We start from the raw sequence: 13,476 nt of genomic DNA on the forward strand, positions 1-13,476 counted from the left end.
CAGGCGGGCCGCACGCGCATGTATAGCGGCGCTAGTTATCCAAGTTTGTGGGGTTTGCCAAGCCGATTCTTCCGCCACGCATGGCAGATATGAAAAAGGCGGGCCGCTGCCCGCCTGTCCCCGTGCCAATTTCCGGCCGGACTATTTGTCCCGGAATTGCGCGGCGCGCTTTTCAAGGAAGGCTGCCATGCCTTCTTTCTGATCTTCGGTGGCAAACATCGAATGGAACACGCGCCGTTCGAACAGCATCCCCTCGCTCAGCGGCAATTCATAGCTGCGGTTCACTGCCTCTTTTGCGGCAATCGTGCTCAGCTGCGATTTCTCGGCGATTTTCTGAGCGGCCCCGACGGCCTCTTCCATCAGCTTCTTGGCGGGAACAACGCGGCTGACCAGCCCGGCGCGCTCAGCCTCTTCCGCATCCATGAAACGGCCCGTCAGGTTCATGTCCATAGATTTGGACTTGCCGACAAAACGGGTCAGGCGCTGCGTGCCGCCCAGCCCCGCGATAACGCCCAGATTGATCTCGGGCTGTCCGAACTTGGCCGTGTCCGCCGCAATGATGAAATCGCACATCATCGCCAGCTCGCAGCCGCCACCCAGCGCATACCCGGCCACCGCCGCGACCACCGGCTTGCGGATGGCCGTGAAGCGATCGTTGACGTCCCCAAAGAAGTTCCGACCGAACACATCCACAAAGCTGAGTTCCGACATCTCCTTGATGTCGGCACCGGCGGCAAAGGCCTTGTCCGATCCGGTGATGACGATGCAACGCACCTTGTCATTCGCGTCCGCGTCTTCCAGCGCCGTGCACAGTTCCGAGATCAGTTGCGAGTTCAGCGCATTCAGCGCGTCCGGCCTGTCGAGCCTGATAAGGGCGACGTGGTCTTCGATGTCGACGATGATCGTCTCAAATGCCATGAGGTGCGAACTTTCGTTTATTCCGTTCAGGTATGATTCCTTATCACGCGAAAACGCTGGATCAAGCTATCTTTGGCATTGCGCGCAATAGAAGGATGAGCGACCGGACTGGGTGATTCTTTTGACGGTCCCATCGCAACCGTCGGTCCGGCAGGGGTCGCCTTCGCGGCCATAGACGTCAAAGCTGTGCTGAAAATATCCAAGTTCTCCATCAGCTTGCCGGAAATCGCGCAGTGACGAGCCCCCCGCCTCGATGGCGTCCGCCAGGACCTGCCGTATTATCGGAACCAGCGCCGCGACGCGCGCGGCAGAAATTTGTCCGGCCTTGCGACGTGGCGACACTCCGGCGCGATAAAGCGCCTCGCAAACGTAGATATTGCCCAAACCGGCAACGATTCCCTGATCCAGCAGGGCAGACTTGACCGAGGTGTTCCTGCCCCGGAACGCGTCGATCAGATGCTGCTCGTGAAAGTCATTGCCCAGCGGTTCGGGTCCCAGAACCGCAAGCAGCTTGTGTTCTTCTGCGGTGGCTGTCCGCATCAGATCCATCGCCCCGAACCGGCGCGGATCATTGAAGGTCACGCGCGCGCCATTGGCCATGTGGAAGACGACGTGGTCGTGTTTTTCCGGCATCGGGTGATCGCGAAGGAATTGTCCCAGCGGATCACCCGAAACCGTCATGCGCCCTGACATGCCCAGATGGATCAGCAATGTCTCACCACCGCTGAGATCGGCGAGGATGTATTTCGAGCGCCGCCGCAACCGTTCTACCCGCTGACCGGACAGCCGTTCGGACATCCGGTCGGGAAACGGCCAGCGCAAATCCGGGCGGTTCACATCCGCGCGCGCAATCACCACGCCTTCCATCGCGGGGCACAGGCCGCGTCTTACGGTTTCGACCTCGGGCAATTCCGGCATTTCAGTCCGCCTTTTTCGTCTTGGGCACCATGCGCAGCAGCAACGCCAGCTTCGGGTCGTTCCGCGCCAGCTTCTCCAATAATTGCCCATAGCCGGACATCCGCGGGATCACACGCATCCGCTCGCCGTTCTGGAACTCAAGATAAACACCGCCGGCGATCGTTTTGTTGATCGGACGAACCCCGCTCAGCTGGGCCAACGGCACCGAGACGGGTTTTCGAAACAGGGCAAAGCGTTCGATGGTCTGACCGTCATAGACAATGCGCGTAAAGGAAAATGCGATCAGCCATAGGCTCATGAGGCTGAAGCCCGCGCCTGCGATCACCGTAAACCACGCTCTTGGACTCTGAGGTTCGCCAGATGCCACAAAAGCCGCGCCGCCGCCGAAAAAAACAAGACAGAACAGCGCGATCGGCAGAACCTTGATCGGGCGCATGACCAGAACATCGCTGTGCCCGATACCGGTCGGATGCGCCCTTTTTGCGTGTTTTGCCCCGACGTTCCAGCCGGCATAATTCTGCTTCTGCGACCGGATCGCGGCCTGCCGGATCAGCCGGTACTTGAGCCAAACAAGGAACAGTCCAACGGACATAATGCCCAGAAACACCCCCGGATTGGATTGAAAGGCGTGTGAAATGGCTGTGACATTTTGCTGGATGGCTTCAAACATGGACCCGCGATGATTTGTGCGTTTGTGTATTGGGTTTGGACGCTATATCTCGGGCATACGTGAATCAAGGTGCCCGATATGACAGAAGACAAGACCACCCATTTCGGGTTTGAAACCGTCCGCGAGGCCGACAAGGCCGGACGTGTGCAGGGCGTGTTCAACTCGGTCGCTTCGAAATACGACGTGATGAACGATGTCATGTCGATGGGCATCCACCGGGTCTGGAAAGACGCGATGATGGACTGGCTGGCGCCGCGCCCCGGTCAGCGGCTGCTGGACGTGGCCGGCGGCACGGGCGATATTTCCTTCCGCTTTCTCAGGCGCGCGGGCCACGGCCACGCCACGGTTCTGGACCTGACCGAGCCGATGCTGGTCGAAGGCCGACAGCGCGCCGAAGCCTGTCAGATGTCGGACAGCCTGAACTGGGTGGTGGGCGACGCCATGGCTCTGCCGTTCGAGGACAACACCTTCGACGTGTACACCATCTCTTTCGGCATCCGGAACGTGACCCGCCCGCAAGAGGCGTTGAACGAGGCGTTCCGGGTACTGAAACCCGGTGGCCGCCTGATGGTGCTTGAATTCAGCCAGTTGCCCAATGACGGGCTGCAAAAGCTCTACGACCTGTACAGTTTCAATGTCATCCCGCGCATGGGCAAGCTGATCGCCAATGACTACGACAGCTATCAGTATCTGGTGGAATCGATCCGCAAATTCCCGGATCAGGAGACCTTCCTGAACATGGTCCGCGCGGCCGGTTTCGAAAACGCGAAATACCGCAACCTCAGCCTGGGTATCGCCGCGCTGCATTCCGGCTGGAAGATCTGATATATGCGTGGACCCCACAACATCATCCGCCTGATCCGCACAGGCGCCACGCTAGAACGTACGGGCGCCATGAATGTGGTCCTGGACGCTTTCGAAGCCCCTCGTGCCTTGCGGATCGTGGCCCATACGCTGGGCAAACCCTTCCAATGGCTGGGCTACAAGGGCGACCCTGACATGCCGCCCGCGACCCGGGCGCTGACCGCGCTGGGTCCTGCCTATATCAAATTCGGCCAGGTACTTTCGACCCGTCCGGATGTCGTTGGCGAGGAACTGGCCGAGCAGCTGCGCGTATTGCAGGACAAGCTTCCCCCGTTTCCGCGTAGCGAAGCGCTGGCCGAGGTCGAAAAGGAACTGGGGCAGCCGGTGGCCCAGATGTTTTCGGATTTCAGCGAACCGATAGCCGCCGCCTCGATCGCTCAGGTCCACAAGGCCAAGCTGACAAGCACCGGCGAAGACGTCGCCGTCAAGGTCCTGCGTCCCGGAATCGAGCGCGCTTTTCGCAAGGATGTGGATGCGTTCTACTTCGCCGCCCGGATCGTCCAGCTCTGCGCCCCGGGCGCCCGCCGTCTGCGCCCGATGGAGGTGATTGAACATTTCGACGGTGTCGTGCGGGGCGAGCTGGATCTGCGCCTCGAAAGCGCGGCCGCGTCCGAATATGCCGCGAATACCAAAGACGACGCCGGTTTCTGGCTGCCGCCGGTGGTCTGGTCGCTGTCGGCGCGTCGGGTGATGACGCTCAGCTGGGCCGACGGGATCGCGCTGGGTGAAAACGAAGCGCTGGACGCCGCTGGCCATAATCGCCACGATCTGGCCGAACGCGTCCTGCGGATGTTTTTGCTGCATGCGCTGCGCGACGGCTATTTCCACGCCGACATGCATCAGGGCAATCTGAAGGTCGCGGCCAACGGCGATATAATCGCCTATGATTTTGGTATCATGGGCCATATCGACGAATACACCCGCCGGGTCTATGCCGAAATCCTCTTTGGCTTCATTCGCCGCGACTACAAGCGCGTGGCCGAGGTTCACTTCGAAGCCGGCTATGTGCCCGCCGACCGGGATGTCGACGAATTCGCCCGCGCCCTGCGCGCGGTCGGCGAACCGATCTTTGGCATGGATGCCACCTATATCTCGATGGGGCGCCTCCTGAATTACCTGTTCGAGGTTACGGAACGGTTCGGCATGGAAACCCGGACCGAGCTGATCCTGCTGCAACGGACCATGGTGGTGGTCGAAGGCGTCGCGCGGTCACTGGACCCGCGCATCAATATCTGGGAAGTCGCCCGCCCGGTGGTCGAGGATTACATAAAGCAGTCCATCGGTCCCCGCGCCGCGCTCCGGGATTTCGGCAAAACCGCAATGGTTCTGGCGCGTTTTGGACCCCGTCTGCCCGCACTGGTGGAAAACGCGCTGATCGCGCAGACCCATAAGGATGAACCTTCCCCTTCGGGCCTGTGGGCTGCGCTTCTGCCCGCGGCAATCGGGGCCGCCGCAGGCGCTGCCGTCGTTCTTCTGCTGACCGCGTTCGGCTAAAAAACCGCCCGCTTCATCTGGCCAAAAATACCTTCGGGGGGGGAATCGCGCCAAAGGCGCGATGGGGGGCAGACAGCCCCCCTGCCCGGCCCGGGGATCAGAGCCGCTCGAAGGCTATGGCGATCCCCTGACCGCCACCGATGCACATGGTCACCAGCCCCTTGGACCCGCCAACGCGTTCCAACTCGTAGAGCGCTTTCAGCGTGATGATTGCCCCGGTTGCGCCCACCGGATGGCCCAGTGCAATCGCGCCACCGTTGGGGTTTACCCTGGCCGCATCCAGACCCAGTTCCTTGTTCACGGCAAGCGCCTGTGCGGCGAAAGCCTCATTGCTTTCGATCACGTTGAAATCATCTACCGACAACCCAGTGCGGGCCATCAGGTTCTGCACCGCCGGAACCGGACCAATGCCCATGACCTCGGGGCGAACACCGGCGTGACCATATCCCAGAATGCGCGCTTTCGGCTTCAGCCCGGCCTTCTCAGCCGCCTCTGCCGTCGCCAGAACCATCGCTGCCGCGCCGTCATTGATGCCCGAGGCGTTCCCCGCCGTCACCCGCCCGTCTTTCCGGAAGGCCGGGCGCAACCCCGCCAATGCCTCGGCGGACGTTGTCTTGGGGTGCTCGTCGACCATGAAATCGACCATGTCGCGCTTGACCCTGACCTGAACCGGCGCGATCTGGCTCTGGAAATACCCTGCCTCCAGCGCCGTCGCCGCGCGGGTCTGGCTGGTCAGCGCAAACTCATCCATCTGCTCGCGGGTGATCTGGTGTTCATCGGCCACGTTTTCCGCCGTGATGCCCATATGACCCGTCCCAAAGGGGCAATTCAGCGCGCCCAGCATCATGTCCAGCGAGGTTACATCGCCCATCTTTGCGCCCCAGCGGGCCTGCGGCACGATATACGGGCTGCGGGACATGCTTTCCGCGCCGCCGGCCACCGCAAAGTCCGCGTCGCCCAGCATCAGAGACTGCACCGCCGACACGATCGCCTGCGCCCCGGACCCGCACAGACGGTTCACGTTCATTGCCGGCGTTTCAACCGGGATGCCGGCCTGTTTGGCGGCGGCCCGTGACAGGTACATGTCGCGCGGCTCGGTATTGATGACATGACCAAAGACCACATTGCCGATCTGAGCCGCCTCGACACCGGATTTCTCCAGCGCCGCTTCGGTCGCCACCGTTGCCAGATCAATGGGCGCGGTCGAGGCCAGCGCCCCGCCAAAAGTGCCGATTGCCGTGCGGGCCCCATCAAGAATGACGATATCTTTCATGTCTCTTCTCCTCCTGGATTTGGCGGCACTATGCATCCGTCGTATCAGGCTGTCCCATGGGACGTTCCGTCACAAGCGGAATTGACATCGGCCGGGCAAAGGCGCATGAGATTCCGTCATGACGGAAAATTCAGACGATATCCTGACACGCCTGCCCGCCCGCCTGAAAGAAGCCCGCCGGGCCAAGGGGCTGTCGCTTGAGGCGGTGGCCAACCTCAGCGGGGTGTCCCGCTCGATGGTCAGCCAGATCGAACGGGGCGAAAGCAGCCCGACCATCTCGACCCTTTGGAACCTGACCCGCGCCTTGCAGGTGGATTTCGCGGGTCTGCTTGAGGATGCAAAGGCCACCGACCAAATCGAAGTGCTCAGATCCTCCGAGGTGCCCAGCATCGACAACATGGGTACGCATTGCCGGATACGCATCCTGTCCCCCCCGGAAGAGGCCGGCGGGCACGAGGTCTATGACATCCGGTTCGACAAGGGCGGGGCCCTGAACAGCCAGCCTCATGCTAGGGGCGCGCGTGAACAACTGACCGTATTGGAAGGAGCGGTGCGCGTCACATCGGGCACGGCGGTTTCCGAACTGCGGGAAGGTGACACCGCCCGGTATGCTGCCGATATTGCGCATTCCATTACCTCCAATGGCGCGGCCCGGGTGTTCCTGATCGTCAAGAACGCCTGATTGCCGGTCGATTTCCACCTTCACGGAATATTTTCCTTCATACTGTAATTCTCCTATTTGGGAATTTCATCCGCTATGTTAGAAACGCGACTCAGAGCAAGGAGATCGCCATGGCAGATGCATTCCTGTCCCACATCACGGACACCCTCGCGCAGATCGAAGCGGAAGGCTTGTACAAACGTGAACGAATGATCACCTCGCCTCAGGGCGGCGAGATTACCGTGGGCGGCAAACAGGTCATCAACCTGTGCGCCAACAACTATCTGGGTCTGGCGGATCACCCGGCGTTGATTGACGCGGCCAAATCCGCGATGGAGCCAAAAGGGTTTGGCATGGCCTCGGTCCGGTTCATCTGCGGCACTCAGGATATTCACCGTGAGCTGGAGCAGAAGCTGGCCCAATTCCTGAACAAGGACGACGCGATCCTGTTCGCCGCATGTTTCGATGCCAATGGCGGGCTGTTCGAGCCGCTTCTGGGCCCCGAGGATGCCATCATCTCGGACAGTCTGAACCACGCCTCGATCATCGACGGGGTGCGGCTGTGCAAGGCCAAGCGCTATCGCTACATGAACAACGACATGAACGACCTCGAAGCCTGGCTGAAACAGGCGCGCGAGGATGGGGCGCGGCATATCATGATCGCGACCGACGGCGTGTTCTCGATGGATGGCTATCTGGCCAACCTGCCGAAAATCCGCGAACTGGCCGACACATACGACGCCATCGTCATGGTCGATGACTGCCATGCCACCGGTTTCATGGGGCCGAACGGGGCGGGAACGCCTGATCATTTCGGCGTCGACGTGGACATTCTGACGGGAACCCTGGGCAAGGCATTGGGAGGGGCAATCGGCGGCTATATCGCCGGGCCGCAGCCAGTGATCGACCTGCTGCGGCAGCGGGCGCGGCCCTATCTGTTCTCAAACTCGCTGCCGCCTTCCATTGTCGCCGCCGGGCTTGAGGCGATCCGTCTGGTCGAAGACGGTGAGATGTTGCGCGCCCAATTGTTCGGCAATGCCAAATATTGGCGCGCCGGGTTGGAAAAGCTGGGATTCGACCTGCTGCCCGGTGAACACCCGATCATCCCGGTCATGCTGGGCGAGGCGACGCTGGCGCAGGACATGGCCTCGCGGTTGTTCGACGAAGGTGTCTATGTCTCGGGCTTTTTCTTTCCGGTCGTTCCACGCGGTCAGGCGCGGATCAGGACGCAGATGAATGCGGCTCTGACCAGGGACGAACTGGATCGCGCACTGACCGCCTTTGGCAAGGTCGGCAAGGATTTGGGAGTGATCTGATGCGACCCAACACAATGAAGGCACTGGAAAAATCCAGACCGGAAGAGGGTCTTTGGATGGTTCAGGCCCCGGTGCCCGAGATCGGCCCGGACGAGGTTCTGATCCGCGTCAACAAGACCGGTATCTGTGGCACGGATATCCATATCTGGAACTGGGATGACTGGGCCTCGGCCACCGTGCCGGTGCCGATGATCACCGGCCACGAATTTGCCGGTGAGATCGTCGAGACGGGGCGCAACGTGACCGGGCTGGAGGTCGGCCAGCGCTGTTCCGGCGAAGGGCACCTGATCACGACCGACAGCCGGCAGAGCCGGGCAGGCAAATTCCACCTCGACCCCGGCACGCGCGGGATCGGCGTGAATGAACAGGGGGCCTTTGCGCAATACCTGAAACTGCCCGCCTTCAACGTTGTCCCCCTGCCGGATGACGTGCCCGATGAGATCGGCGCCATCCTCGACCCGCTGGGCAACGCCGTGCACACGGCGCTTAGTTTCGACCTGCTGGGCGAAGATGTTCTGATCACCGGTGCGGGTCCCATCGGGATCATGGCCGCCGCCGTCGCCCGTCATGCCGGCGCACGGCATGTTGTGATCACCGATATCAACCCCGACCGCCTGAAACTGGCCGAACATGTGGTGCCAACCGTGCGCACGGTTGACGTGTCAAAGGCTGAATTGCAGGACGTCATCGCAGAACTGGGCATGAAGGAAGGCTTCGATGTGGGGCTTGAGATGTCCGGCTCGCAAATCGCGCTGGACCAGATGGTCGAGGCGCTGGTGATGGGTGGCAAGATCGCCCTGCTGGGTATTCCACCCGGAAAATCCCCGGTCGACTGGTCCCGCATCGTGTTCAAGGCCATCACCATCAAGGGCGTCTACGGGCGCGAAATGTTCGAAACCTGGTACAAGATGATTGCCATGTTGCAGAACGGTCTGGATGTGAGCCGCGTCATCACGCACCGGTTCGGTGTCGACGACTTTGCGGACGGCTTTGCCGCGATGAAGTCCGGCCGGTCGGGCAAAGTTGTGCTGGACTGGACCTAACGCTCTGGAACTGCGCGGGTTTAGCCCCTAAACAGGGGCGAACTCAGGCGTTGGAGGAGCAAATGGGTGACAACAAGGACGACAGGTTTCTGGAACGCGGGATCGAGGACACGCTGGTCACCGATTTCGCTGAAACCCATCGCAAGAGCTATGGAGATTTCCTGCAGCTCAAGACCCTGCTGAACCTGCAAAAGACCTTTCAGGACCCCGCGCAACCCGATGAAATGCTGTTCATCATCATCCATCAGGTGAGCGAGTTGTGGCTGAAGCTGATGCATCACCAACTGGTCGAGGTGCGCCATTTTCTGCAACAGGATGATTTCGGTCCGGCAATGAAGAATCTCGACCGGGTCAAGGCGATCCAGCGGCAGCTGATCTCGGCGTGGGAAACCTTGCTGACCATGACGCCTGCGGATTACATGACTTTTCGGCACGCTTTGGGCAATTCCTCGGGCTTTCAAAGCTATGGCTATCGCCAGATCGAATTCATTCTGGGCAACAAGGACGCCTCGACCCTGAAGGTTCATGAACATGACGCCGAGGTCATGGATATACTGAACGCCGCGCTGAGCAAGCCGTCGCTTTACGACGAGGTGCTGTTTATGCTGGCGCGCCAGGGATTTGACGTGCCGAGCGACCTGCTGGACCGGGATTATGCGTTGCCCTATTCCGGCGATCCGCGCGTTGTGAAAATCTGGGCGCAGGTGTTCCGCGATACGGACAAGTATTGGGACCTCTACGCGCTCGCCGAGAAGCTGATGGACGTGGAATCCCTGTTTCAGCGCTGGCGCTTTGACCATGTTACCGCAGTCGAACGTGTCATCGGAATGCAACCGGGAACCGGCGGGTCCAGTGGCGTCGCCTTCTTGCGCAAAGCGCTGGATTTACGGTTCTTTCACGACCTTTACGACATGCGCACCGAACTGATGTATACCGAGCAGGAGTAAGCGATGCTGTATCGCGGTTTCACTCAGGACGAACTGGATCAGCAATATTCGCCCCGATCCATGATCGGCGGCGATCTGACACCTTATATCGACAGCTACACCGCACTGAGCGCACAGCACAGGGCACAAATGCAGGTGAAAGAGAACCTCGCCTATGGAGACAGCCCGGCGCAGGTTCTGGATTTCTTTCCCGCCAAAGGCACGGGCGCACCGCTGCACATCTTTATTCACGGCGGGTATTGGCAGGCGCTCAGCCAGCGCGACTCGGCAATGATGGCCCCGGCACTTGTCGAAGCCGAACAGTCATTTGCGACGCTGAACTATACGATCGCCCCGGACGCGCGTATCGGAGACATGATTGACGAGTGCCGCAGCGCCCTGCTCTGGCTTGCGGCCAACGCACCTGAACTGGGGTTCGATCCGTCGCGGATCACCCTGTCCGGCCACAGCGCCGGGGCGCAGCTGGCCAGTATGGTGATGGCGACCTCGGCCGATGCGCTGGCCCGCGCGGGGCTACGGGTCAGGGATGTGATTTTGATCAGCGGCGTATACGATCTTGAACCGATCAGCCTGACACCGGTGAACGATCCGCTGCAACTCAGCCCGGTCGAAATACATGACCTGTCCCCCATCCTGCACCTGCCCGCCCCCGGCCCGCGCTATCGGGTAACGGTGGCAGAACGCGACACGCCCGAATTCATCCGTCAGAGCCGGGATTATGCCGAATTGCTGCGCAAGGGCGGGCATTCGGTCAGTTTCGATCTGAAAAAAGGGATGCAGCATTTTGACATCATCATGCATCCGGGGACGTTCCTGCCCGCACCGCACTAGCCGCAAAGAAAAACAGCGGCCCAAGGGGACCGCTGTTTTCTGTTTCCATTTGGAACGGGATCAGTCCAGCGTGCGGGTAACTTCCTCACGCTCGAAGATTTCGATCACGTCGCCTGCGCGGATATCGTCGTAGTTTTCGAACGCCATACCGCATTCCTGACCCGACTGAACCTCGGCCACCTCGTCCTTGAAGCGCTTCAGCGTCTTCAGCGTGCCTTCGTGGATCACCACGTTGTCGCGCAGCAGGCGGACGCCTGCAGACCGACGTGCCACGCCTTCGGTGACCAGACAGCCGGCAACCTTGCCAACGCCGGTGACCTTGAAGACTTCGCGGATCTCGGCGTAACCAATGAACTTCTCGCGGATCTCGGCGCTCAGCAGGCCGGATGCGGCGGCTTTCACGTCATCCACGAGGTCATAGATCACCGAGTAATAGCGGATTTCCACGCCCTTCTGGTTCGCGGTGTTCCGCGCCGATGCATTGGCACGGACGTTGAAGCCAAAGACCGGTGCGCCCGAGGCTTCGGCCAGACCGATATCCGTCTCAGTAATTGCACCCACGCCCGAATGCAGCACGCGTACGCGGACCTCATCGTTGCCGATCTTCTCCATCGCCTGAACGATGGCTTCGGCCGAGCCCTGCACGTCGGCTTTGACGAGGATCGGCAGTTCTGCCACGTTTTCGTCCTCTTTCGCCTTCTGCATCAGCTGCTCAAGGGTGGTCGCGGCACCGGCGGCGGCGCGTTTGTCCTTGGCGGCCTGTTCGCGGTATTCGGCAATCTCACGGGCCTGCGCTTCGGTCTCGGTCACGTTCAGCACGTCACCGGCCTCGGGCGTTCCGTTGAGACCCAGAACCTCGACCGGAACCGAGGGACCGGCTTCCTGAACACGCTCGCCCTTGTCGTTGATCAGCGCACGGACCTTACCGTATTGCTCACCCACAACGAAGATATCGCCCTGACGCAGCGTGCCGTTCTGAACCAGAACGGTGGCGACGGGGCCACGGCCCACATCCAGCTGCGCCTCGATCACGGCACCTTGGGCGGCGCGATCGGGGTTGGCTTTCAGCTCCAGAATCTCGGCCTGCAGGGCGATGGCTTCCAGCAATTCATCCAGACCCTGACCGGTGATGGCGGACACTTCGACGTCCTGAACCTCACCCGACATTTTCTCAACGATGACTTCGTGTTGCAGCAGATCGGTGCGCACCTTGTCCGGGTTTGCGTCCGGCTTGTCGACCTTGTTGATCGCCACGATCATCGGCACTTCGGCCGCTTTGGCGTGGTTGATCGCCTCGATCGTCTGCGGCATCACCGCGTCGTCGGCGGCCACAACCAGCACCACGATATCCGTGACCTGAGCCCCGCGCGAACGCATCGAGGTAAAGGCCGCGTGGCCCGGCGTATCCAGGAAGGTCAGCGTGGTACCACCATCGGTTTTCACCTGATAGGCGCCGATATGCTGGGTGATCCCCCCGGCCTCACCGGCCACAACCCGCGCGTCGCGGATCGCATCCAGCAACGAGGTTTTGCCGTGGTCAACGTGACCCATGATGGTGATGACCGGCGGACGCGCCTGCAGATCCTCTTCGCTGTCTTCGACCTCTTTGATGACGTCCTCGACATCCGAATCGGATACGCGGGTGACCTTGTGACCGAATTCCTCAATGATCAGTTCAGCCGTATCAGCGTCGATGGTCTGGTTCTGCGTGACCATCATGCCCATCTGCATCAGCGACTTGACCACGTCTGCCACACGCTCGGCCATACGGTTGGCCAGTTCCGAGACCATGATCGCCTCGGGCAGCTGCACGTCGCGGATCACCTTTTCCCGCTCGACCGTGCCGCCCATGGCTTTCTGACGCGCCCGCTCCTGCTTGCGCTTCATGGCGGCCATCGAACGCTGGCGGTTGCCTTCGCCACCGGTGGCCTGACCCAGTGTCAGCTTGCCCGAACGGCGGTTGTCATCGCGACCTTTGCCGCGACCGCGCTGTTCGCGCTCGCGTTCCTGCTTGCGCGGGGTCGCGGCGGGTGCCGGTTTGCTGGCCGGGGCGCGGGCGGCTTTGGGTTCTTCGGGGGCCGGGGCGGCGGCGGCGCGTTTGGCGGCTTCTTCTGCCTCCTTGCGCTTTTGCTCTTCCTCTTCGGCCTTCTGGCGGGCGCGTTCCTCGGCCTCACGCTGTTCGCGTTCCTTGGCCTCTTGCTCGGCACGCCGGCGGGCGCGCTCTTCTTCGCGCGCCTTTTCGGCGGCCTCACGCTGGGCGGCCTCTTCGGCCTCGCGTGCCTTGGCCGCTTGCAACGCCTTCATGCGGCGCGCCATTTCGGCGTCGGAAATTCCCGCAGGACGACGCGAAGGATCACCCGAGGGCGTCGCTCCGCCACCCGGCTTGCTGGCACCCGGCTTGGGGACCACCACGCGTTTGCGTTTGGTTTCCACCACGACATTCTTGGTGCGTCCGTGGCTGAAACTCTGTTTCACATTTCCGGGGCGTGCCCCGCCACGAAGACCCAATGTCTTTTTGCCGTCACTATCGCTCATAAAGCT

Annotated in this window: 12 protein-coding genes; 7 read left to right on the top strand and 5 right to left on the bottom strand. The window is 61.2% G+C overall.

Translation table 11 applies throughout. The annotated features are described in order from the left end of the window. Window positions 1–141: 141 nt before the first annotated feature. The 3 genes from ACR0D8_RS19700 to ACR0D8_RS19710 all read right to left on the bottom strand — a co-directional run bounded on the left by ACR0D8_RS19700 (window position 142) and on the right by ACR0D8_RS19710 (window position 2,506). The gene (locus tag ACR0D8_RS19700; RefSeq protein ID WP_480649092.1) at window positions 142–918 is read right to left on the bottom strand and encodes an enoyl-CoA hydratase; all 777 of its coding nucleotides are present in this window, start codon (window positions 916–918) and stop codon (window positions 142–144) included. Between the two features lie 66 nt (window positions 919–984). Next, the gene (mutM, locus tag ACR0D8_RS19705) at window positions 985–1,836 is read right to left on the bottom strand and encodes a bifunctional DNA-formamidopyrimidine glycosylase/DNA-(apurinic or apyrimidinic site) lyase (protein WP_480649094.1); all 852 of its coding nucleotides are present in this window, start codon (window positions 1,834–1,836) and stop codon (window positions 985–987) included. A 1-nt stretch (window position 1,837) separates the two neighbouring features. Continuing rightward, complete coding sequence (locus ACR0D8_RS19710; protein ID WP_480649096.1) at window positions 1,838–2,506, bottom strand: hypothetical protein; 669 nt, start codon at window positions 2,504–2,506, stop codon at window positions 1,838–1,840. Between the two features lie 78 nt (window positions 2,507–2,584). Here ACR0D8_RS19710 and ubiE point away from each other — a divergent pair, with 78 nt between their 5' ends. Together ubiE and ubiB are read left to right on the top strand one after the other, a co-directional pair. After that, the gene (ubiE, locus tag ACR0D8_RS19715; RefSeq protein WP_480649097.1) at window positions 2,585–3,331 is read left to right on the top strand and encodes a bifunctional demethylmenaquinone methyltransferase/2-methoxy-6-polyprenyl-1,4-benzoquinol methylase UbiE; all 747 of its coding nucleotides are present in this window, start codon (window positions 2,585–2,587) and stop codon (window positions 3,329–3,331) included. 3 nt (window positions 3,332–3,334) lie between these two features. Beyond that, the gene (gene ubiB, locus ACR0D8_RS19720) at window positions 3,335–4,864 is read left to right on the top strand and encodes a 2-polyprenylphenol 6-hydroxylase (RefSeq protein ID WP_480649099.1); all 1,530 of its coding nucleotides are present in this window, start codon (window positions 3,335–3,337) and stop codon (window positions 4,862–4,864) included. Between the two features lie 97 nt (window positions 4,865–4,961). On the opposite strand, the gene ACR0D8_RS19725 is transcribed toward ubiB, so the two are convergent. After that, on the bottom strand, window positions 4,962–6,137 hold the full coding sequence (locus ACR0D8_RS19725; RefSeq protein WP_480649101.1) for an acetyl-CoA C-acyltransferase family protein: 1,176 nt from the start codon (window positions 6,135–6,137) through the stop codon (window positions 4,962–4,964). Between the two features lie 118 nt (window positions 6,138–6,255). Between ACR0D8_RS19725 and ACR0D8_RS19730 the strand changes: the two genes are divergently transcribed. The 5 genes from ACR0D8_RS19730 (at window position 6,256) to ACR0D8_RS19750 (ending at window position 10,935) form a co-directional block, all read left to right on the top strand. Beyond that, window positions 6,256–6,819, top strand: coding sequence for a helix-turn-helix domain-containing protein (locus ACR0D8_RS19730; RefSeq protein WP_480649102.1), 564 nt, complete (start codon window positions 6,256–6,258; stop codon window positions 6,817–6,819). 110 nt (window positions 6,820–6,929) lie between these two features. Then, window positions 6,930–8,114, top strand: coding sequence for a glycine C-acetyltransferase (locus tag ACR0D8_RS19735; protein WP_480649104.1), 1,185 nt, complete (start codon window positions 6,930–6,932; stop codon window positions 8,112–8,114). Between the two features lie 14 nt (window positions 8,115–8,128). Further along, the gene (gene tdh, locus ACR0D8_RS19740; RefSeq protein WP_475163321.1) at window positions 8,129–9,157 is read left to right on the top strand and encodes an L-threonine 3-dehydrogenase; all 1,029 of its coding nucleotides are present in this window, start codon (window positions 8,129–8,131) and stop codon (window positions 9,155–9,157) included. A gap of 62 nt (window positions 9,158–9,219) precedes the next feature. Then, window positions 9,220–10,104, top strand: a complete 885-nt coding sequence (locus tag ACR0D8_RS19745; RefSeq protein WP_480649106.1) for a tryptophan 2,3-dioxygenase — start codon at window positions 9,220–9,222, stop codon at window positions 10,102–10,104. Between the two features lie 3 nt (window positions 10,105–10,107). Continuing rightward, entirely contained in the window at window positions 10,108–10,935 is an 828-nt protein-coding gene (locus ACR0D8_RS19750) for an alpha/beta hydrolase (protein ID WP_480649108.1), read from the top strand. A gap of 60 nt (window positions 10,936–10,995) precedes the next feature. Here ACR0D8_RS19750 and infB read toward each other — a convergent pair whose 3' ends face one another. Continuing rightward, window positions 10,996–13,470, bottom strand: a complete 2,475-nt coding sequence (gene infB, locus ACR0D8_RS19755) for a translation initiation factor IF-2 (RefSeq protein WP_480649110.1) — start codon at window positions 13,468–13,470, stop codon at window positions 10,996–10,998. Between the last annotated feature and the right edge of the window lie 6 nt (window positions 13,471–13,476).

The organism is Ruegeria sp. BG10 (assembly GCF_056538575.1).